This window comes from Capnocytophaga catalasegens (genome assembly GCF_026005215.1).
GTDB lineage: Bacteria > Bacteroidota > Bacteroidia > Flavobacteriales > Flavobacteriaceae > Capnocytophaga > Capnocytophaga catalasegens.
The window spans coordinates 1-19,825 of record NZ_BPMA01000022.1; the positions used below are offsets into that span (position 1 = coordinate 1).

Sequence of the window (19,825 nt, forward strand, 5' to 3'; positions counted from 1 at the left end):
TTGAAATGGGTGCATATTGTTATCAGTAATGCCAAGCGGAATTTATTATGTAACTATCACAAAATCAAACGGAAGTATTTACAATTATACTTAGACGAATTTGTTTACAAGCTCAATCGTCGTTACTTTGCAGAGCATTTATTTGACAGATTGGTTTTAGCCAATATTACAGCTTATGAGTGATTACGGATATACAATAATTTTTTAAAAACTTCCGAGCTTTCACTTTGTTTTCTCAAAAGAACATCTAATGCTTTTTTCTGCTCTTTGTTTAGTTGAGCATACGCATTTTTTAGTTTTTTTATTTGCTCTGGTGAATTTTCCGTTTTTAATTTTTCTTCTATTATTTTCCTTTCTTCATTGAATTTCTTAGTAATTTCGGCTTTTTCTTCTTCATACGTTTTATATTTGTCTAATAATTCTTTAAGTAGTTTTTCTTCCTGTTGTTGGCGTACATCTTCATTGTTTTTGTTTCCTAACGTTCGGATATTGTCGGCTTCTGTTACAAAAGCATCAAATTGTTGTGATGTAAGTTCGCCGTCTTTTTTCCGTTTTGTTAGTGAGGCTATTGTGTCTTCCCACCCTCTATCTATCATTTCTGATTTTTCTTTGAAATGAAAATCAATCAAGGCACGTTCTTTCTCGTAGCCTTCCGCCATTGTTTCTATATAGTCTTTTTGCGCTTTGAGTTCGTTATCTTTACGTAAGCGATTTAGTTCTGTTTCAGCTTTTGCGATTTCTTCTTGTCTATTTTTCGTTTTTTCAGCTTCTTTGCTTGAACTTCCTTTTTTATCTCCAAGATTTATGAAATCTTCATAGGCTTTTTTTGCACTTTCGTAGGCTTCTTGTCGTTTTTTTACTTCTTCACTTATTTGTACATCGGTTAGTCCGTCTTTTTCTGTTGTGTTTCTGATGTCTTCAAGATGCTTTTTTGCTTCTTGCATTTTTTTAAACAAATCCTTTGAATTTTTCACGTATGAAGTTACGTGTTTTTCATCTGCTGTAATTTGTTTTTCTAAAATTGATGCTAAATAGCCGATGTTTCCTGTTGTAAATTTTTCATATTCTGATGTATTTATAAGCAAATTTTCTAACTGGCGCTTGTGTCCTGTCTGATTTGAATATACATTTTGGTCAGTAGCATTGTTTCTACGTTTTTGTAGTTCTCTGAGTTTTAACAATTCAGCTTTCTTTTCTTCTTGTGAAAGCCTATTGAAATTAGCCTCTGCTTGTTCTCTTTCTAAATATTGGATTCTCTTTTGATAGGCTTGTATTTTTGCTTGTTGTTTTTTAGCATCATCGCTTTGTTGCTTTGCCAAAAGAGCCGTTGCTGCACCAGCTCCCGATGTATATACGAGGTTTTCTGTCTGTTTTGCGTATTCTTGAGATTCTGTTTGTGCTTTTTCTAATGCTTGTTTTACTTCTTTAATTTTTTGTTTATTTTCTGCTATTTCTCTTGCGTGAGCGGACAAAGCTACTGCTTTATTAGCTTCTTCAATACCACGTAACATATCCATTTCTGTTTGGTATTTAGCAAACAAATCAGGGTATTTTTGAATTAAGGTATTGTAGGCTCTTGTGCGTAATTCACGAGCGTTGTTTTCGTCTTCAATTTTTTGTTTGATTTTGCCTTGTGATTCGTTAAATTCGCTAAGTGCTTTTTCGGCAGCGGTTGCCCGCGTTGCTAATTTGTAAAGCCCGTAAGCTAAGCCGGCAACGGCAGCAGCTACTAATACGTACGGATTTGCAAGTAACGTAGCATTGAGTGCGCGAGTAACATTTGTAAGCTGCATTTTTGCTATTGACAATATTTTCGTCCTTGCTACTGCAACCGCCTCTGAATTAGATAATGTTATATTTGCAGCCGATGCTAATTTTTTTTCAACAACAGCCTGAGCAAGTACCACTCTGTTTAGTTTTTGCACCGCACTAATACTCATTAAAACAGCTTTGTAAGTACCATAAGTAGCAATAAGTTCTGCTATTGTTTTTCCGATAGATTTATAGTTTTTAACTAATTCAGTAGTTGATGATATTGCTCTTGTAAAAACGCCTTCTCCTGATTTTCCTATATCGTTAAACATCTTGTAAATTTCAAGTTTTAATCCTGAAATCGCCCCTTTTACAGATTGACTTTGTTTTGCCATCAAATCGTTGAATTTTCCTCCTTCAGCACTCATCGTATAGAAGGCTTTTTCCACTTCTGTAAAGCCAATTTTCCCAGCAGATACCATTTCCTTAATTTCTGCTTCGGCTACATTTAAGTTTTTTGCCAATTCTCCAATGATAGGCACCCCAGCGGCCAAAAAGTCTTTCAGGTCTATTGAACTCAATACCCCTTTGTTTTTCACTTGCGAGTAGTTCAAAATCAATCGCTCCATCGAAACGCCTGTTGCTGATGCTACATCTCCCAATGCCTTTAAGGTTGGAATTACTTTTTCGGCACTTTCTCCAACCGAGAGGAGCATTCGCGTACTGGCTCCTATGTCTTTCAAATCAAAAGGAGTGTTCGAGGCAAACGCAACGACTTCGCTCATTAGTTTGTCGGCTTTGGCTTTACTTCCCAACATTGCATTAAAGGTAATTTCCAATTGCTGTACTTCTCCTCTCACTTTTACTAACTGATTGATAAACACACCCGCTGAACTGGTTGTAAAAACAAATGCCAAGTTCCGCGAAAGGTTATGATACACATTGTCAATGCGTTTCCCTTCATTAACCATCGTGTCACCAATGTTTCTAATTACACCTTTTGCCTGCTGAGCATCTCGCTGTAACGAACTATTATCAATCCCCAGCGAATACCAAATACTACCTAATGTATTATTCATTTTATTATGCTTTTAATCAGATTACAAAAATAAAAAAAACGTGCGATATATACACGTTTTTAGGTAAAATATTTTTACACTTGCCCTCTCATTATGTTTAAAAATTCAGACGGGCTTACGCTTTTCGATTTGATTTTCTTATCTTTCTTTTCTTTATAAGAATAAGAAGGTAAAACAGAGCTATACATTATAATATTTGCATAGCTAATATTGTTTAAAACATAATCGAAAGATAATTTATATTGTTTAGCAAAATTACCTACAAGTCCCCAAACGCTGTCGTTTCTTTCACCACTTCCGCCGTCTTGGTTGCTTTGGTCAGGTTCATCTCTATCAGGGAAGTGGTAAGCTGAAAAAAATCAGACAATTTCATAAATTTTAATAGCAAAAAAAATACATTCAATACTTCTTCAATGGGTGCATTATTTATTTTTTCTGCTAACAATTCTCCGTTACTTTTTTCTGAAACTATAACCTTTTGTTTTATTATTTTTTTGAAAAGAAATTCACGTTTTACTTCTTCAAAGATAGTCTCTTCTTTTTTTTCAAATTCTTTGTTTCCAAGTATAATACAAGCAAGCGCATATCCTACATTATGCAGTTTGTCCGAATGCAATAATAAAGATGCAACAGGTCGTTCTTGGTCTAATTCTTCTTTTGGAAATGCTGAAACATATTTGGAAAACTTGATTAACGTTCTGATTGTAGGAGGCGCTACATTGTATGTTTCTCCTTGTATTGTTATTTGTTTTTTTTCTTCAAGAATTGTTTCTGATACCCTCTCTTCTATATTCATAAGAAATTATATTTAAAAGTTAATTGCATATTTACAAAATGTTGATTTATGTTTTCTTCTGAAAAACTTTGTATCATTCTACTTAGTTTAAAATGATAATTATCCAAGGTTATGTTTTCTGCAAAAAGTTGACAAACTTGCTCTATTTCTCTACAACGTTTTATATCTTTTCTGTTTATTCCTGAGCTTTCTCTATCAGGAACATAAATATTGATATTTACTTTTCCTTCTTGGCTGAATGTATCAAAAATACCAGTCAAAAAGGAAACAATTACATCTTCTTTTTGGCTGTTAGCTGGGCGTAATCCTTCACGATACACGTCCCCTTTAATAAATCTTGAAATGAAGCTGTTTTTTATTAGCTTATAAATATCTGCTTCTATTTCGCTTGCTGTTTTTTTCATTTTTTAATAAAACCTAATCGTGTTAAAATAATTTGAGCTTGCTGTTTCGCATACAATTCAGAAGAACTAAGTACATTTCTTTTTGTTTCTAGATATGCAGCATAATTCATTCCTGCTACGACAATTAAAATAATACCATAATTGAAATCTGATGAAATATTTTTTATTATTTCGTTTCCTTTTTCTTTTCCTTTCGTACCCTTTTTTATTGTTTGAAAAGATGATATTTTTTCTATTTTTCCATTATTGAGTATAGCATATCCAATACTACTACGCAAGTTTCCAGTTCTATCTATATAATCACCACTATTGCGTGCCTCTGAAATACAAGTCATTCCTATGTAATTCAATACACGTATTAGTTTTTGTTCCCGTTTTTTTATTTCCGATTCAAGGTGTTTATCTATTTGCGACTTAGGTGTTATTCGTTTTGCAGGCATTATAGTATAATTTTGGCTCTTCTTATATTTTCAAGTCGTTGCAAACTTTTACAATCTTTTTGACAAATCAATTTTTTTCTACTATCATAAAGAGCAAAATGTTTCCCAAATACATTCATATCCTTGGTTGTGATAATATAACTTGCCTGTATAAAATTTCCGCCTCCTACCTCAACAATATCGTTACGTGTGCCGTTATAATACTTGCAAGGTATTAAGCCTGTATCAAAAACAGACTCGTTTGAAACATCTTCGCCAAATTCGTTATAAATAGGCGTATTTTCGTATTTTACTTGAATATATCCTTTCATTACCAAAAATGACTTTTATCTCTTATTTCGTTCTTTAACTCAATAGTTTCCAATACATTTTCTTTGCCTAATTCTTTACACAAAAGCCCATAATAAAGCTGAATACTTTTAATGTCCCACGTTTCGGTTACATCACCCTCAGATATTTGTGTATGGATAGGTAACCAATCTGAAAAACTATTATAAATAGCAACTTTACACAAAGAAACATCAACAACTGGAAGATTAACTAATTTGTTTTCAAGTATAATCAAATCAATCTGTTCTTCTGTAACCCCGAATTTTTGTAACTTTATTTGTAAATATTCTTTTGTTGTCATAGATTTAGATGTTAGTTAATAGGCAATAGTATATTTGTATAAAAACAAAAATCTATTGCCTATTTCTATCCAATTAAGCTGTTTGCCCGATAACTGCTTTTTCTTTTCCATTACCTGGGTCAAGTACTGTGAATTTGATTTCTAACAAATACCCGTCATCTTGTCCGAATGTAGGTTTTGCTGTTACAGAACAATATGCAGCAGAAAAAACCTCTGCATTTTGTACGGTATTGATGATTTTAACGGAGTACTTTTTACTTGTACTCATTTTTTTGATTTTGAGAGTGCTTGTTGGTCCGTCCTCCTCAATGTCCCAAAACTTCTCTAAGTTCGATTTGTTAAGGTTCTTTACGGTAACGTTCCATATTAGTTTCCCTTCTTGTGTTAATTCATCAACAACATCTCCGTTAATATCCTTCCATTCTTTTTTATCCCCTTCCTCTGTTTCTAATGACATTTCTTTTATTCGCCCAATAGATGCAAAAGAAGTAGCCATAGCGTTATTTGCTCCTGGTGTGCCAACTTGAAATTCTATACCATTCCAAGCGGTTGCGGTTGTTTCTTTCCAAGCCATTTTATATAATTTTATTAAGTTAATATTTCCTTTATAAAGCAGTAGGTTACTATTTCTAACCTACTGCTTACATATTATATTACGCCTTCCAACAAGAACGTATTGTCAATCGCTTCAAATGCAGGAAATGCGTTCAATTCAACAGCAGTAAATTCTGCCCAAGGGTCGTTTTCTTGCCACTTAGAAATTAACGCTCTGTTAAATATAGCGTAATCTACATTTTTAACTGGCTGTAATTGTTCCATTGCCAAAGCATTTTTAATTACACCCAATTTCCCAGTCGGAACAAACGAAACGTTTTTCTCGCTGAAAGGTCTTAAAGGAGTGATAACACCATCTTTTTCAATACCTATCACTTCATCAACGATTTCAATGTAAGGTAGTTTTTCTTCCTGTAAATATTCATTTACATTGGTAAGTGTAGCAATACCTGCTCCTTTTTGGAGAATATGGAATGATACCAAACTATCAACTACCTCCTTACACTTACGGAACTGCATCCATACATTTCGGCTCATCAATATTTTCTCAAACGAACGTCCTTTTTTGCTTGCATCTTCTACCACATCTGCAATGTCTTTCAACGGAGTTGCGGTTGCAGGTACGTTCCATTTTACTGACACTTGATGTTTGTTTCCTGCTGGCATCAACAAAGAAAGTTTGTCCGCAAGTACAATCCCGTCAGGATTATTCTCTAATGTAAGACTAATGTTTCCTGTTGAAATAGCTTCCAAGACCATAATATCAAGGCGTTTGTGTGCAGAAACTCCTGCTTTTTTCAAGTCATTAAAGAGAATATCCAACAACTGAGCTTTTTTGGTTTTATCGTCAATATTCAAAGCCTGTAAAGCTAAGAAATCGCGATAATCTTCTTCTCTCATTACGAATTTCTCTTTAATAGCAGGTATTTCTCCTTGATATTTTTCAAGTCCCGCACGACTTCTTAAAGGTGCCGAACTTGAACGATTTACAACCGAAGCAGCTGCTTCTATTCTACTTGCACCAATAGCTGATGTAAAAGTCAGCGTTTGTTGAGCAGGTGCAAAATCAAAAAATCTTTGATAAAAAGTAGGTGCAAATCTGTCATTTGTGGCATCTATTATAGCCTGCATATTTTCTGAATATGCGCCAAAAACTGATTTTATCTTCATTTTTGTTTTGTTTTTTAGTTAATACTTGATTATTAGTAACTTTCAGAGAAAATAATAGTTGGCATTTTCTCTCTTAGTTCTTGCAAAATTGGAGGTATTCTGCGAGCATATACTGTACCACGAATGGTAACAGCTACATCAGCAAGTCCATTGTTACCGATAGTTACCTCTTCATACAACAAACCTTTGGGTTTAGAATAACCTTCATCATTCACAAACAAAACTTTATCTTTACCAACAGCAACACCTAACGTAGCTTGTAATGTGATTACATCATAATCAGCATTAGTACGGTCTATTGCATCAATAGTTTGTTCGGTTGCTGTACCAAATTTCAATTTCATACCTACTTTAAGTACGTGGTTTTTCAGTACTTTATAGGTTGTGTCTGAATTATTTGCATTGGCTTGCATTACTGCTACCTTTGCTACCTTCGCTTTACGTGTTGCCTCGTCAAAAGAAATTGGCGCACCAGCAGGAATTACATCACCAGAAACAAACGCTTTGTCTTCCAATGTGAAACCTCCCTGTGCGTTTTCAAGGTTTTTACCTTGCCAAATAGGCACTCCTGTTGAGGCTTTTTGTTTTTTGATGTCTAACATTTCTTTTTGTGTTTTAAATTAAACATTGTTTTCTTTTTGAGCATTAGATTTTGCCCATTCTGCAATCTCTCCTTTAATTTCTTTATTGATTGATTGCGATGACGAATTTGTCGGATGTGGAAAACCTCGCAAACCACTATTAACAGCCTCTTGCTGTGCCTTTGCTAATTCAGCTTGCGTTTCTGTAACGAACGTATTAAAATCTTCATCATCAACAAACTGCAATCTGTCAAAAGTTTTTAAAACACTACTTTTCAACGCTTCAGGAATATCTTTTAAGGCAGCTTCAAAAGTCTGTTTTCGTGTTTCGATAGTACGCCCTGCTTTCAATGTTTCTAACTCTTTTTGCAATGGCTTGATAGCTTGACTAACTGTATTTGCAATCAAAGTAGCCATATCATTGTTGTCAGTTTGAGGTGTTTGTGTAGGAGTAGGCTGTTGAACTCCGCCTCCGTTTTGTCTTTCTTTGAAAGAATTTACACCTTTGGTAACTTCACTATCCACTTCCTTACGCCAATCTTTGATAAACTCAGTAACTTTATCTGATGTAAGTTTGTCAATAAGTGCCTGAGCTTCTGTTTCATCTGCAACCTGTAACGCATACGAACGTGCCAATTGTTGCAATCCGTCTTTTCGTGCCTGTGGGAATTTTGTCCCAAGTAACTCAACTAATTTTTGATACATAGAATTCTATATTTTTAATATTAAAAATTTCCACGTGCAAAGATATAAAAAAACGTGTATTTATTACACGTTTTTAAATATTTTTTTTATTCTACATTTTTTTACTTTTTAAAAAATGATACGCTCTGATGTATTTGTTAAGTCTTTCTAAATCTTTTTCGGTTAAAAATGAAAGTCTTTTTATGTCCATATTGTCTTCTAAATCGTTTATTTTAATTCTCGTAGCTATTGGATTTTTAGAAACTCTTTTTATGAAATCCATATATATCTCTCCGTTACGTTTAGTTATACATTTTATAACGCTAACAATTTTATCAGAAAATCCTTCTTGTTTAAGTTTATCAAATGTCCATTCTGTATCTTCAACTATATCGTGAAGGAGACCGCATATTTTTTCAGTTTCTGTTTGTCCTTTTTCAGAAACTCTTAATAAATGAAAAATATAAGGCATTCCCGCTTTATCGGTTTGCCCTTTATGCGCCTCAATAGCTATATTTAAAGCCTTGTTTATCATTCACTACTGTTTTTGTTCTAATTAAAAAAAGTCTCATATCCTCCCTTTTCACGTAGATATTTCCCTTCTTTTGCCCATCGTTGTTCTTTCTTATTTTGTGGTTTTCTTTTCCCTTGCACCAAATAATTATAAATAATATCAGGGTCTAAATATGGAGAGTTGTAAAAATCCTGCAACGTTTCATATTCGTTACCGTATTCATCAATTATCTTTTTGTTTTCTTTCATTTTTAATCAAAAATAAAATATGTTGTAAAGTTACAAAAAAAAATAATATATATGCAAATTTTATTCAGCTTTTTGTAAAAATCTAATATAAAGCGACTTGTCTATTATTTTAATTTTCCCTTCTATCTGTTGAAGTATTAAACGTGGTTTGTCTTCAATATTTGTGTCCCATAAATAAAGTTCATCAAAAGATTTGTTTTTCAATATTTTAGAAAATTCTTTACTTATACTTTTATTCATATCAGATATAAAACTTAATTGAACGTATCTACCTGTTTTTTCTGCTCGCATTTTAGCTAATTTAATACTTAAATCAGTATCTAACGAAACATAATCGGCGCGTATTTTTTTTCCTGAAAGTTTTTTGACAAGTTGAGCATTACTATGAATTTTATCTGCTGTACCGTCGTTTATTCCGTCAATAATAGTTCCCCAATTCTCTGTAAGAGCTTTTTCTCGTATCTTTTTACTTAAATAACTACTTTCTTCATGTACGAAATTAGCGGCTAACATAATAAGTTCTTTATTATGTGAATGCAATAATGTTTTATATTCAGGTATCATTGATTTTATTTTATCGGGGTCTATAACCAATAATCCATTAGGATATGATAATAACCCACTTTCAGTAAGAGTTGATTTGCCATTAGCAGGAGCACCTCCTAACATATACACTTTATCAGATTCTGTTTTTTTTATAGAGAAATATTCTTTTATTATTTTTTGGTGTAGTATTTTTCTATCAAATATCCATTCTTCATTTTTCTTGAATATGTCCTCTGTTGTTTTATATTGTCTTATATAATCTTTTATTTCTTCAATCGTTAATATTTTTTCTTTCGGAGTGAATTTTTCATTTTCTTTCAACCATAAAGGCAAACTTTGAGCGTTATCTATTCGTTCTTTATTATCACTAACCCATTGTTTAAAGTTATCAGGAACATCTGTAATGTATTCTTTTTCGGTTTCTTTTCCTTGCAAATCTTTGATAAAATCATCAACATTTTGAAGAATAGGGACGGTGTAACAACGGCATTGCGGGTGCCAACCAAGAAACTGAAAATCTTTTGGATATTTTCCTTTAAGATTTTCACATACGGAACAACCAAATACATTATTGCTGCGTTTGATTTCATAACCAAGTACAAAATCAAATTGTTTATATTTTTCCATATCAGACGCACGATACGCCATATTTACTTCGGTACGAGCCACACGTATAGCGTTTTTGTAACTACTACGATACACACCTTGACCTACATTGTGTTTTTGAGCCCGTTTTGATAAATGTAAATTACCCCGTTTGTCCCGAACTCTACGAAATAATAAATTAGGTTCTTGCAGGTATTTACGTATATCTCGGCTAATTTGTTGTGCAGAACGCCCTTCTGAAAGTCCTAAATCAAGGCTCATTTCGATTTCATTACGAAATTGATTGGTGTATTTCCATATCCTATCTGAAAGGTTTAATCCGTTTGTTTTTCGTGTTTGAAATGCTTGTAGAGCTTCATCGTTGCGATTTGTGTAAGCTGTTATTTGTTCTTTGGTAAGCAGTTTTCGTTTTAGGTAAGGTGTTACTATGCTATTATTTTTTTTCACAGCCTCTAACCATTCTTTTTTAGTTGCTTGGTTGATAATTTCTGTTGCTTTTTCAGAAAAAGATTTAAGCAATATATCTACCTGTTTTTTTATCTTCGGGTACTTACTAAAATCAAATGGTTTTTCATCGTCAAAACCTTTAATATCGGAAGACAACACACTTACCTTCTTAATTATTTGATGATATAGCCTATTTATTTTTTTTGTCACCCTGTCAGCAGACGATATTTGTTTTTTGTCAATTATATTCATTTTATATTTTTAGACAAATACATTACTTTTATTCAGTCGGTTCAAAAGCTGAAAAACTATCTTCTCTTTGGATATTTTCAAACTCCTCATCTGCATTATCAACCAATCCTGCAAGTTTAATTCCTGATTTTTGCGACAATACAGGTTTGTTCCCTGTGGCTGTCATTACAAACTCTAATTTATCAGTATAATCATCTACCATAAAAGGCGTGATTTCGGTTTCAATAGTCAATGCTTGTGCTTCTTTTGCTAAGGAAGTATTGAAAATTCCGATGTATTTTTTCAAAATAGCCATTCGTCTTTGCAAATATTCATCAAAAACTTCCATATGGTCGGCGACTTTCAAGTGAGCATCTAAAAACAACATACGCAAAGCTTTTCCACTTGCGCCATTACCCAATCCTTTCACACTTTCAAAAGAAATATCAGGAGTTTGTGTAAGGGTGTATATCATTCGCAAAAGAGTGTCTATTTCCAGTTTTACACTTTCAGGGGCGTGTGTCCAAGTCAGATAATGAGCTTCTGTATTAGCATCTCCTTCAATAATAGCCCCTGACTCTCCTTTCTTTGAAAATCCTTTGATGTTGCCTTTAACAAATATTTTAGGTGACCCGTGATAGTCATTGGTGTCAGCAAAGTTTGAAAGGAGTTTTTCTAAGCGGTCAATAATATCCTGCACTTCGGCAAATTCCGTTTGTTCCTGACGTCCATACACTACAGGTATTTTCCCTAAAACATTGGCTACAGGAAAGCCATTCATTAACACAGGGACACCATCTGAAATATCGTATTTCAAAATCAGATTGCTTGTATAGGTTTCAAAATATGTACTTTTCTTGTCACCTTTGGCTATGGAATACTCACGTGAAAAAGCTACCATATCTCCATAGTCATCAAAGTATGGATAGAGCTTATCGCCTGACATCGGACTGAGTATTTTTACTCGCAGTTTGTTTTTGGCATCAATGCCGTAACGAGGTACTTCATCAGGAGCTAATTCCATCGGATACCAAAGCTCTGCCACTTCGGTACAAGAAAACAATTCACGTGCTATCTTTCGGTTATGTGAATTTATTTTCACATCGTTAAGAATGGATTTGACAGCTACTAATATCTTCATTTGCGTGTCGTTCTGCGTGTTAGCTGTTACATCAATCGGGTTGCCAAACAGAAACGAAACCGCCCGTTTGACAATCAACTTCTGCAACGACAAAGCAATACGTGCAACTGGTTCTTTTCTTTTATCCCCATTACCTTTATCTACCATTTTGTCTGGTCGTTCTTTTTCATCAAAAATAAGATGTTTTTTAGGGTTGAGTTGCTTTTTAATTTCTTCAATATCAGGACTATCAGAGAGCCTTCCGCTTTTAAGTTCCTTAATTCTGTCCACATCGGACAATGATAAAATTTCTTCTATGGTCATAATTATAAAAGTTTTTGCAAAGATAAAAAAAACGTGTAATAAACACACGTTTTAATTAAAAAAACAATCCTTCCAAATCTTGCGAATTTATGTTCTGATTTGGATAAAACGTATTTGCCAACGCATCGAATTTGTCAGTAGAGCGTCGCAAACGCTTTTTTATATCCTCTTTGGCTTCAATCTGTACGCTTCCATTCGAGGCAAATTTCCAACGTATGGCGGTAGCCTCTTCCAGAAAATCATCATCTTTGGGCAAACACGGGTTGTTATTGTTTTTTGGATTTAACCAATCACGCACCGCCCAAAACAGATATGCTCGCATATTAGCGAACGTATAAACACCATTCACGTCTTTTAAATCTTTTGCTCCCTCGCTAAACTTACAAGAAACGGCATTGTCAAATCCTAACTCCTGCAAACGAGAAAACACCCCCGCACCCTCGCCAATGGTGTCTATGTAGGCTTCTGTTTTAGGATTTTTAAGTTCGTTAGCCACAATTCCGCTGATGTGCATATGGTCAGCCTTTCCTGCCGATTGGTGCAGTATAAACGGATGTACATAATGATTCTGCCGAATGCAAATCACACTGCTATCACGCCCCATACCTGCCACGTCCACGCCTAACTTTTTTTCATGGAAATTGTGCGGATTTTCCTGTTGGTATTTCTCCCAATTGGCAAAGGCTTTTTCTATCCATTCGTAAGGAATGAGCGTATCTTCGGAAGCCTTTGGGAACATTCCCAATACTTTCACTCGAAACAAATCATTGGGGCGGTATCGCTGATTTTCAAACGTGAAATCGCCCTCTGCTTCGTTAAATTCACTATCGGAAATAGATACGCACCACGTATCAATTTTATCTTTCACCCAATTGTAATCCACTTGACCAGGTATAATGATTTTCTTCTGCAATACATTTTCTGCATTGAGCGAATTAAGACGGAATTTCTTAAATCGTGCCGACTTCATCGCATTGGCTGCGTATCCTGACGTCGTATTCGGATTGAAAACAATCAAAAGCCGAGAATTCCCTTGCAAGTTTCCCTCAATGGCGTTAAATGTTACTTCTGAAATACCTGACGCTTCGGTAACAACAAACATTGTGTTGGTTGCGTGAAACCCTGACCACGCTTCAGTAGCGTCGTCTCCTGCCTTAAATCCAGTCAAAAACCATTCTTCGTAATCGGTACGTATGTCGTTTGCTACCAATCTGCCAGGTAGTATTTTCGCTGAACGGTATAGCCTACGTACCTCTGGGGTCATAATGTTGGTTACTTGTCGCCCTGTGGGAGCAGTCATTGCTACTTTGGTATTTTCAATCATATTTCCGAATTTGTCAAACTTCGGAGTAAGATACAAAAAACAAAGCGAAGCACACGCCGAAACAAAATCTTTGCCTCGTGCCGTGCCACTCGCTACCGCAGTCATTGGATTGGTTTGTACAGATGTAATAATATCTTGCTGTTCTTTATCTAAGCGAGCTTTTAGTACATCACGCACGAATTTGTTCCAATCAGATTGCCACGATTGAAAAGTTTGTATAACCTTATTTTCTATTTGTAAGTTACTCATCGGTTGTACTTGCAATCTTCATCAATTCAAAGAAAGGATTTACTGTTACTTCTTGCTCGACTTTTTCAACGTAGCCTCTGTGTTTGCCTTTCGTTTTTAAGAAGAAGATAAGACTTGTTGTATCTCCTTCTTGTATATTGCTTAACAATTTACTTTCAGCAAAATCAATTATACTTTCTTCTGCTTCTTTTAAAAGCTCGTTCAGCTTTGGACGTTTCTCCCTCCAAGAATAAAAGGTTTTGCGAGTAATATTTAACGCAGAGCAAGTTGCTGAAATATTACAGCTTTTTTTCGCGTAAATATCTGCGATAATTTCATCTTTTATTTTCTTGCTCATTTTTTTATTGTTTATTTTGTTTATTTTGTCTGTTCGTTTTAAGAATTAAATGTATCATTTCTTTATACGAAATATTAGAGTTTAATTCAAAACATTTGTATAAATATCCATCTTTCTTTCCTAATCCTGCACATAGGTTAATTTCCAAAACATAGGCGTTCCCTTTTGCGTCTATTCTGAAATCAATCCGAGCGTATGAGTTTGCTTTTATAACATCAAAAACTTTAATTGCAGTCTGTATGGTTTTGGATTCATTAAAGGGGGTATATATTGCATTTCTTCCTAATTTGGTTTGAAAATCTAATATATTTGTATCAGCATTAATTTTCATTCCATAAGCATACACTTTCTCGTGATTCTTTATTACCGCTATTGAGACATCTTCCCCATCAATATATTCCTCTATCAGATTGCAGCAAGAATGATATTTTTCTTTTAATTCTATGAGTTTGCTAAACACTTCTGTTTTGTTTTTACAAATAGAATTTTTATCAACACCTATACTGTCTCCTAATGAAAGAGGTTTTACAAAATAGGTAATTCCGTTGTCTTTCACTTGTGTATAAGTAAAAGACTGAGGCACCAAAATATTATATCTTCTTAAAATTTCTTTTAATGCTTCTTTATTGTCATCGTATTTTATTGTTTCGGACTTTTCTCCTATAATGTTAATGTCCAAAGTATACAGATAGTCAATGATTACATTGTTTTTTGTACGAATAAACGCAGTATCTCCTTTTTGTATTTTTTTTAAACATTCCAATTTATCTACAAAAATAACATCAAAATCAATCACACTTTTTAAATCGTTATGATGTGTTTTATTGAAAAGTCTAAACTCTTCTTGCTTAGTTGTTACTATCCAAGTTTTCATATTCCAAAGCCTTTTTTGCTAATTGTAAAATTTTACTAAAACAAACATTTGAAGATTTTATGTGATATTTTCTCCCTATTTCTTTTATTAGTTTTAATAGCATTTCTTCGTTATTGTCTTGATTTGCTAAAATAATCAATTCGTTTTTTTGCATATCTTCTTTAACGTTTCCAATAAGTTCATCGAGTGTGTCTAAATCTTCTTTATAAAGAATTATAGAAATAGAATAATGCTCTGATATTGGCACTATGGAAGCTGAAAAAGTGTCAATAGTTCCAATTTCTTCTGTGTCAATGTGAGCAAATTCTTTAAAATCAATACTTGCTATTTGTTCAAAAAGTCGTTTTAAAATGCCTTTATCATCTTCTCCGTGTAACGAATTATGAGATAATTGAATGGCTATAATTTCATCTTTTGACAAATTTTCCTCGTTAGCATAGATGCAGGGTATTTTTGTATATCCGTTTCTAACACAAGCCTCATACCGATGATGACCTCCTATGATTTGATATTTTCCATTTTCAGAAAGTTTTACACAGGTAATTGCTGTGCTTAACCCACTCTTTTTTATATTTTGTGTTAGCTTATTAAAACTTTCCTCCGACATCTTATTTGCATTGAGAGGAGCAGGAATAATATCCTCTACACTAACGTATTCTAATTTCCATTTATTACTTTTCATTGTTTTTTTTCATTTTTTGATAGGCTTTTATTATTTCTTGGTTCTCTTTGTAAAGTCCAAAGTCTGTTTCATACATCAAAACGCTTTCTTTTTCAAGTTTTACTTTTTTGAAAACACCTCTGTATTTCATTGAAACAGGTTGATTGGTGTAAACTTTTGTATAACAATTATTTACTTCCATTTTTGTTTTTCGTTGCAGAATTTTCTTAACAACTTGACTTTGGATACATAATAGAATTAATTTTGATAATCTAAACACTTGATTATTTGTTGAAAAATCAGACAACAGCCATAAATCGTAATTGGTTTCTGAACCTTTTGGAAAATTAAATCCAAAACCTCCTAAACAATAGTTTTCATAAAAAACGAGAAAACTAAAATAAACACCACTTGTTTTATGTACTTTTTTAACGTATTCCCTTTGAATTACGCTAAACTCCGATGGTTTTACAGGAATTATTTTTAGTTTGTTGTGGTTTGATATATCTAAATCATTAGGAGGAATTTCTATACTTATGCACTGCTGTTTTTCTTGCTTTTGTGTTATTTTTGTTTTCGCTTTTTGCGAAGAATAAAAAATGCTCTTTCCTTGCTTGGCTATTTTATTAACTTTTTTAAAGTAAGCGTTTTCACTTACAAACATAAATTTTTGATTCTCTCTTAAACCATCTAAAACACCATAATAGCTAACATTAAAAGGATTTGTTTTTTTTGAATAATCAGAATATTTGACCAGTGAAACAATAACACTTCGTGTTTTAGAGTTGTTCCCGTTCTGCCAAAATATGTTTTCTTCATTTTGTAAAGCCTCATATAATGTTCCAAAAACATATGTTGAATTTTCAAAAAGGTGTATTAATTTCTCGGTAACCTTTTCAGCCTTTTCTAAACTCTCATTTAATTTTTCTATACGACTTTGTAGCTCTTTTTTTGCATACTGCGTATTTCTTGCGTATTTGTGCATTTTGAAAAACAACAATAAGCAAGTTATTTGCCTTGCAGGAGTTTCATTGTTAAACCCTTCTAAAAAATCAAAAGTTTTACAGTATTTAATTTTTAATTTATTCTTCCAAATTCTGTAAATAATATCGTTAAATTCATCTACATTATAAATGGTTATTTTTGTTTTTTGATACATATTTAGCTCTGTATGAAAAAGAAACGGATTAATACACGCTAAATTATTTGAGCATTGTTCCGATAAAATTTTAATCATCTTAGAACTTAATGGTTTGGCTTTGGCTACGAATGCCTCGCGTGGGTGATGTTGATTTCCACTAAAAATTAAAGGTTCTGTTTTCTTGGGTAAAGGTCTGCTAAATTTTAATGCCTTTTGGAATTTTTCAAAACTATCAATTTGTTTAAAATCTTCCTCTGTATGAGTTAAAGCGTATTGTATGAATTTGTAGGAAAATAATATTGCATTCTCTACCTCTGAAAAATCATCAGTATTGTTGTAAGCTCTAAACTCAATGGTTTTTCTTTTAAAAAAACTTGGTATGTTTATCAAATGCCTGATATAACCTTTGGTCATTGAGTTGGCAAAAACATTAAAAAGGTCTTTTTCAATTTTAGCTTCCTTAACTCTTTGCAGGTATTCCAAAGAAGGGGCTGGACACCACCAAGTCTCTTATTTCCAACTATCGATGTATGCTATTTCTTGGATATATGGAGCTGTATAATAGCTCAAATAAAAAACTTTTTTCAAATCGGAAAGAGAAAAATCACCAGCGTAAATATGAACGTGCAGGGCTTGAATCCAAGTAACTTTTCCCCCTTTTTCTTTAAGATTTTCAAAAACAGATTTTAGTAATTTTCTATCCTCTTGACAAAGTTTTAATGGAGGAGAATTAACCTCTCCTCCATATTCCATTGAAAAAGTAGAACGTTTGCCATCTGTGTTTGTTATGGTTTCTTCTTTGCTCCAACTAAATCCCATAGGCAAAGAAACCGCTTTTTTATTCACATCGGCAAATTCAAATTCTACTCCAAATGTCCTTTCTGTTATTTTTTTTTGCATTTAAAACAAAGTTAATTGTTCAGAATTACAACTACAATTGCCTTTCTTTTCTGTTCCGTCAAATTCTGTTACTTTAATCCCTAATTTTTCTTTTATCCAATCGGCTACCAAATGCCGATGACAAAAATCATTTGGTCTTTCAAAGCAAAGCAAAGCAATGTCTTTTCCTTGTGAAACAAGATTGATGATTTGCTTTATTTCGTTAGGGTCTAATCTTCCTAATATTTCGCTGTTAAATCTTCGTGTGTACTCCTCTTTTCCTGATGTATTAAAAAGAATGTCTTTCGTTGGAGCAAACATTTTTAAATGCACCCATTTTCTCCAACGAGGAGGATACAATGATATATTCACTGGCAGTACTCCTGCTTCTTCTAATTTTTTAATGTTTCCAAAATAAGATGTATATACTTTCATTGTTTATTATTTTGCAAAGTTAATAAAAAAAGTGTAAAAAATACACGCTTTAAACTAAAAAAATTAAAGGGGTTATTGTGGTAATTTACTTTTTATATAATCGTAAATTTCCTTATTTATCTGATACCCGTCGCCTATATCAATGCGGATTTTGTTAATTATTTTTCCATTTATAATTTCTTCGACAAAGAATTTAAAATACCCAGCTTTTGCCTTCTTTACCACTTCTTCAAATTCTATCATCTTTTGTAAAATTTCACTTGTAATGGTTTGTCCTTTGAAGCTGAGTATGCCTAATTCGGTGTCTGTTTCGTTAAATTCAATGACAAAGGTTGTCATATTTTCCTTACCTTGATTATTCATAATATTATTATTTTTTATCGTAGAGTTTTTTTTACAATTGATAATGCATTTTGTTTGATTTCGGAAGTATTTATGCCCAGCTTTTTATAAAATTCTTCATTTCCTGTTAAGCATTCATAAGCGATTTGTAGAGTGTGTTTTTCTTGTGGAGAAAACCCTAATTTGAAGTCTTTAAAAATCTGTAATGCTTCTTTTGTTTTTCCTGAAAGGAAAAGTTTTTTTGCTTTTTCTGTTTTTGTTTCCATACTATAAAAAATAATTGATGCTATAATGATATCCATTTTCTGAAATCAATTCGCCGTTTTCGGTTGCCCATTTGATAATGCCTGTTTACGGTTTGTAAATCACTGTCAATTACGATACTTTTCATATAATGTAAAAACTCACAAGTTTTGGTTTTACCTTTGATTTGCACCAATCTTGCCAGTTCTTTGGTGCTTGAAATATTGTATTTACCTATTTTTAAGATTTTTGATGTTTTCATTTTGATGTTTTTTTAGTTGAAAAAATAGTTAGAAATCTCTTTAAAATCTTGAAAATTCATCTGTTTTACACTTTCAGTGATTAGAATATTTTCGACCTCTTTATCGTTTTTCGTTTTCTACTTCTTCAATATCACTTTCATTGATACTTCCGAATGTATATCCATTATCATTATTGAAATATACAAGAGATTCTTTATCATATTGTTGTAAAATTTCTATCAATTCAGCAACTGATAAGGTTTTTCCGCATTGTTCAGGTGAGTATCCGTTTTTGTGTGGTGTTATTTCTATTCGTGTCATTTTTGATATATTTTAAATTTTTGATTTTTAAATATTTAAGCAGTTTTACAACTTGCTTAGGTTGTTAGGTTTAATAGACAAACTCTACTTAATAGATATTTACATCTGTTTCGACCCCGTCAATATCAATCGTTATAACTTTGCCCACTTCGTTTATTGGTTGTGTGGTTAGTATTCTAAATATTTTACCATTGTGCTTTGCTAAATAACTTGCTTTGTTTACTTTTAATTTTTCCTGCATAACTCTATTTTTTTATTTGTTAATAATAAATGTTTCATTTTTACGATGTAAAGATATAAATTATTTTTGAAATATAAAAATATAAGCACTTTTATTTTTGAAAATATCTACACCTCTAAAATATTGAATATTAAACTTTTATAAAAAATGTTGATTTTTTTTGAAAAAATAATTACATTTGCACTTTTATTTTTAATCTTATTTCGATGAATTACAGGATAAATAATATTTTTTTACTCATAAAAAATAACAAAGTTGTTTCCTGTGAGAGTAACTTAAAGGACCTTATAAACCTCCTACCTGAGGAAATAAAAGGTATCCGTTCGTATGATTATTTTTACAGAAATTTCAAAAAGACTAATTATTTTCAGTTTAAATTCAATAAAGATTTTTATTTTCAGAAAATAG

27 protein-coding genes are annotated in these 19,825 nt (G+C 32.7%); 1 reads left to right on the top strand and 26 read right to left on the bottom strand.

The annotated features are described in order from the left end of the window. Positions 1-183 (top strand): transposase (locus OO775_RS07795; protein ID WP_264845103.1); only part of this gene is annotated, 183 nt, incomplete at its 5' end. Here OO775_RS07795 and OO775_RS07800 read toward each other — a convergent pair. The 26 genes from OO775_RS07800 to OO775_RS07925 form a co-directional block, all read right to left on the bottom strand. After that, entirely contained in the window at positions 174-2,831 is a 2,658-nt protein-coding gene (locus OO775_RS07800; RefSeq protein ID WP_264846519.1) for a tape measure protein, read from the bottom strand. The genes OO775_RS07795 and OO775_RS07800 overlap by 10 nt on opposite strands. 259 nt (positions 2,832-3,090) lie before the next feature. Then, complete coding sequence (locus OO775_RS07805; protein WP_264846520.1) at positions 3,091-3,627, bottom strand: hypothetical protein; 537 nt, start codon at positions 3,625-3,627, stop codon at positions 3,091-3,093. After that, positions 3,624-4,031: a hypothetical protein gene (locus OO775_RS07810; RefSeq protein ID WP_264846521.1), complete on the bottom strand. Its 408-nt coding sequence runs from the start codon at positions 4,029-4,031 to the stop codon at positions 3,624-3,626. The genes OO775_RS07805 and OO775_RS07810 overlap by 4 nt, the downstream gene beginning before the upstream one ends. Next, complete coding sequence (locus OO775_RS07815) at positions 4,028-4,471, bottom strand: hypothetical protein (RefSeq protein WP_264846522.1); 444 nt, start codon at positions 4,469-4,471, stop codon at positions 4,028-4,030. Before OO775_RS07815 ends, OO775_RS07810 begins: the two co-directional genes overlap by 4 nt. Further along, positions 4,471-4,782, bottom strand: coding sequence for a hypothetical protein (locus OO775_RS07820; protein ID WP_264846523.1), 312 nt, complete (start codon positions 4,780-4,782; stop codon positions 4,471-4,473). Before OO775_RS07820 ends, OO775_RS07815 begins: the two co-directional genes overlap by 1 nt. Then, positions 4,782-5,102 (bottom strand): DUF6706 family protein, encoded by a 321-nt coding sequence (locus tag OO775_RS07825; protein WP_264846524.1) that lies wholly within the window; start codon positions 5,100-5,102, stop codon positions 4,782-4,784. Before OO775_RS07825 ends, OO775_RS07820 begins: the two co-directional genes overlap by 1 nt. Before the next feature lie 73 nt (positions 5,103-5,175). Further along, on the bottom strand, positions 5,176-5,676 hold the full coding sequence (locus OO775_RS07830; RefSeq protein ID WP_264846525.1) for a hypothetical protein: 501 nt from the start codon (positions 5,674-5,676) through the stop codon (positions 5,176-5,178). Between the two features lie 74 nt (positions 5,677-5,750). Continuing rightward, positions 5,751-6,827, bottom strand: coding sequence for a major capsid protein (locus OO775_RS07835; protein WP_264846526.1), 1,077 nt, complete (start codon positions 6,825-6,827; stop codon positions 5,751-5,753). Positions 6,828-6,859: 32 nt separating this feature from the next. Then, positions 6,860-7,429, bottom strand: coding sequence for a hypothetical protein (locus OO775_RS07840; RefSeq protein WP_264846527.1), 570 nt, complete (start codon positions 7,427-7,429; stop codon positions 6,860-6,862). 18 nt (positions 7,430-7,447) lie between these two features. Continuing rightward, the gene (locus OO775_RS07845) at positions 7,448-8,113 is read right to left on the bottom strand and encodes a hypothetical protein (protein ID WP_264846528.1); all 666 of its coding nucleotides are present in this window, start codon (positions 8,111-8,113) and stop codon (positions 7,448-7,450) included. Between the two features lie 91 nt (positions 8,114-8,204). Continuing rightward, entirely contained in the window at positions 8,205-8,627 is a 423-nt protein-coding gene (locus OO775_RS07850; protein WP_264846529.1) for a phosphohydrolase, read from the bottom strand. Positions 8,628-8,644: 17 nt separating this feature from the next. Then, on the bottom strand, positions 8,645-8,854 hold the full coding sequence (locus OO775_RS07855) for a hypothetical protein (protein ID WP_264846530.1): 210 nt from the start codon (positions 8,852-8,854) through the stop codon (positions 8,645-8,647). A 60-nt stretch (positions 8,855-8,914) separates the two neighbouring features. Further along, positions 8,915-10,705: a zeta toxin family protein gene (locus OO775_RS07860; RefSeq protein WP_264846531.1), complete on the bottom strand. Its 1,791-nt coding sequence runs from the start codon at positions 10,703-10,705 to the stop codon at positions 8,915-8,917. A gap of 28 nt (positions 10,706-10,733) precedes the next feature. Beyond that, positions 10,734-12,128: a phage portal protein gene (locus OO775_RS07865; RefSeq protein ID WP_264846532.1), complete on the bottom strand. Its 1,395-nt coding sequence runs from the start codon at positions 12,126-12,128 to the stop codon at positions 10,734-10,736. A 55-nt stretch (positions 12,129-12,183) separates the two neighbouring features. After that, a complete protein-coding gene (locus OO775_RS07870; protein ID WP_264846533.1) occupies positions 12,184-13,701 on the bottom strand; it encodes a hypothetical protein in 1,518 nt (505 codons plus the stop codon). Next, a complete protein-coding gene (locus OO775_RS07875) occupies positions 13,694-14,038 on the bottom strand; it encodes a hypothetical protein (protein WP_264846534.1) in 345 nt (114 codons plus the stop codon). The genes OO775_RS07870 and OO775_RS07875 overlap by 8 nt, the downstream gene beginning before the upstream one ends. A gap of 4 nt (positions 14,039-14,042) precedes the next feature. Then, positions 14,043-14,912: an ATP-grasp domain-containing protein gene (locus OO775_RS07880; RefSeq protein WP_264846535.1), complete on the bottom strand. Its 870-nt coding sequence runs from the start codon at positions 14,910-14,912 to the stop codon at positions 14,043-14,045. Beyond that, positions 14,887-15,594: a ParB/RepB/Spo0J family partition protein gene (locus OO775_RS07885; protein WP_264846536.1), complete on the bottom strand. Its 708-nt coding sequence runs from the start codon at positions 15,592-15,594 to the stop codon at positions 14,887-14,889. The genes OO775_RS07880 and OO775_RS07885 overlap by 26 nt, the downstream gene beginning before the upstream one ends. Further along, entirely contained in the window at positions 15,584-17,197 is a 1,614-nt protein-coding gene (locus OO775_RS07890) for a GNAT-like putative antirestriction protein (protein ID WP_264846537.1), read from the bottom strand. The genes OO775_RS07885 and OO775_RS07890 overlap by 11 nt, the downstream gene beginning before the upstream one ends. Positions 17,198-17,224: 27 nt before the next feature. Beyond that, positions 17,225-17,614, bottom strand: coding sequence for an amidoligase family protein (locus OO775_RS07895; protein ID WP_264846538.1), 390 nt, complete (start codon positions 17,612-17,614; stop codon positions 17,225-17,227). Further along, positions 17,615-18,028 (bottom strand): DUF488 family protein, N3 subclade, encoded by a 414-nt coding sequence (locus OO775_RS07900; protein ID WP_264846539.1) that lies wholly within the window; start codon positions 18,026-18,028, stop codon positions 17,615-17,617. 72 nt (positions 18,029-18,100) lie between these two features. After that, on the bottom strand, positions 18,101-18,391 hold the full coding sequence (locus tag OO775_RS07905) for a hypothetical protein (protein ID WP_264846540.1): 291 nt from the start codon (positions 18,389-18,391) through the stop codon (positions 18,101-18,103). A gap of 14 nt (positions 18,392-18,405) precedes the next feature. After that, positions 18,406-18,672 (bottom strand): hypothetical protein, encoded by a 267-nt coding sequence (locus OO775_RS07910; protein WP_264846541.1) that lies wholly within the window; start codon positions 18,670-18,672, stop codon positions 18,406-18,408. Beyond that, positions 18,657-18,875 carry a hypothetical protein gene (locus OO775_RS07915; RefSeq protein ID WP_264846542.1) on the bottom strand — a complete coding sequence of 73 codons (219 nt, stop codon included), beginning with the start codon at positions 18,873-18,875 and terminating at the stop codon, positions 18,657-18,659. Before OO775_RS07915 ends, OO775_RS07910 begins: the two co-directional genes overlap by 16 nt. Before the next feature lie 100 nt (positions 18,876-18,975). Next, positions 18,976-19,176: a hypothetical protein gene (locus tag OO775_RS07920; RefSeq protein WP_264846543.1), complete on the bottom strand. Its 201-nt coding sequence runs from the start codon at positions 19,174-19,176 to the stop codon at positions 18,976-18,978. Positions 19,177-19,264: 88 nt separating this feature from the next. Beyond that, a complete protein-coding gene (locus tag OO775_RS07925; RefSeq protein ID WP_264846544.1) occupies positions 19,265-19,417 on the bottom strand; it encodes a hypothetical protein in 153 nt (50 codons plus the stop codon). Positions 19,418-19,825: the final 408 nt, after the last annotated feature.

Bases quoted from the DNA above. Each gene is read 5' to 3' on its own strand.
- OO775_RS07800 (WP_264846519.1), bottom strand. From the start codon at position 2,831: ATGAATAATACATTAGGTAGTATTTGGTATTCGCTGGGGATTGATAAT.
- OO775_RS07805 (WP_264846520.1), bottom strand. From the start codon at position 3,627: ATGAATATAGAAGAGAGGGTATCAGAAACAATTCTTGAAGAAAAAAAA.
- OO775_RS07810 (WP_264846521.1), bottom strand. From the start codon at position 4,031: ATGAAAAAAACAGCAAGCGAAATAGAAGCAGATATTTATAAGCTAATA.
- OO775_RS07815 (WP_264846522.1), bottom strand. From the start codon at position 4,471: ATGCCTGCAAAACGAATAACACCTAAGTCGCAAATAGATAAACACCTT.
- OO775_RS07820 (WP_264846523.1), bottom strand. From the start codon at position 4,782: ATGAAAGGATATATTCAAGTAAAATACGAAAATACGCCTATTTATAAC.
- OO775_RS07825 (WP_264846524.1), bottom strand. From the start codon at position 5,102: ATGACAACAAAAGAATATTTACAAATAAAGTTACAAAAATTCGGGGTT.
- OO775_RS07830 (WP_264846525.1), bottom strand. From the start codon at position 5,676: ATGGCTTGGAAAGAAACAACCGCAACCGCTTGGAATGGTATAGAATTT.
- OO775_RS07835 (WP_264846526.1), bottom strand. From the start codon at position 6,827: ATGAAGATAAAATCAGTTTTTGGCGCATATTCAGAAAATATGCAGGCT.
- OO775_RS07840 (WP_264846527.1), bottom strand. From the start codon at position 7,429: ATGTTAGACATCAAAAAACAAAAAGCCTCAACAGGAGTGCCTATTTGG.
- OO775_RS07845 (WP_264846528.1), bottom strand. From the start codon at position 8,113: ATGTATCAAAAATTAGTTGAGTTACTTGGGACAAAATTCCCACAGGCA.
- OO775_RS07850 (WP_264846529.1), bottom strand. From the start codon at position 8,627: ATGATAAACAAGGCTTTAAATATAGCTATTGAGGCGCATAAAGGGCAA.
- OO775_RS07855 (WP_264846530.1), bottom strand. From the start codon at position 8,854: ATGAAAGAAAACAAAAAGATAATTGATGAATACGGTAACGAATATGAA.
- OO775_RS07860 (WP_264846531.1), bottom strand. From the start codon at position 10,705: ATGAATATAATTGACAAAAAACAAATATCGTCTGCTGACAGGGTGACA.
- OO775_RS07865 (WP_264846532.1), bottom strand. From the start codon at position 12,128: ATGACCATAGAAGAAATTTTATCATTGTCCGATGTGGACAGAATTAAG.
- OO775_RS07870 (WP_264846533.1), bottom strand. From the start codon at position 13,701: ATGAGTAACTTACAAATAGAAAATAAGGTTATACAAACTTTTCAATCG.
- OO775_RS07875 (WP_264846534.1), bottom strand. From the start codon at position 14,038: ATGAGCAAGAAAATAAAAGATGAAATTATCGCAGATATTTACGCGAAA.
- OO775_RS07880 (WP_264846535.1), bottom strand. From the start codon at position 14,912: ATGAAAACTTGGATAGTAACAACTAAGCAAGAAGAGTTTAGACTTTTC.
- OO775_RS07885 (WP_264846536.1), bottom strand. From the start codon at position 15,594: ATGAAAAGTAATAAATGGAAATTAGAATACGTTAGTGTAGAGGATATT.
- OO775_RS07895 (WP_264846538.1), bottom strand. From the start codon at position 17,614: ATGCAAAAAAAAATAACAGAAAGGACATTTGGAGTAGAATTTGAATTT.
- OO775_RS07900 (WP_264846539.1), bottom strand. From the start codon at position 18,028: ATGAAAGTATATACATCTTATTTTGGAAACATTAAAAAATTAGAAGAA.
- OO775_RS07905 (WP_264846540.1), bottom strand. From the start codon at position 18,391: ATGAATAATCAAGGTAAGGAAAATATGACAACCTTTGTCATTGAATTT.
- OO775_RS07910 (WP_264846541.1), bottom strand. From the start codon at position 18,672: ATGGATATCATTATAGCATCAATTATTTTTTATAGTATGGAAACAAAA.
- OO775_RS07915 (WP_264846542.1), bottom strand. From the start codon at position 18,875: ATGAAAACATCAAAAATCTTAAAAATAGGTAAATACAATATTTCAAGC.
- OO775_RS07920 (WP_264846543.1), bottom strand. From the start codon at position 19,176: ATGACACGAATAGAAATAACACCACACAAAAACGGATACTCACCTGAA.
- OO775_RS07925 (WP_264846544.1), bottom strand. From the start codon at position 19,417: ATGCAGGAAAAATTAAAAGTAAACAAAGCAAGTTATTTAGCAAAGCAC.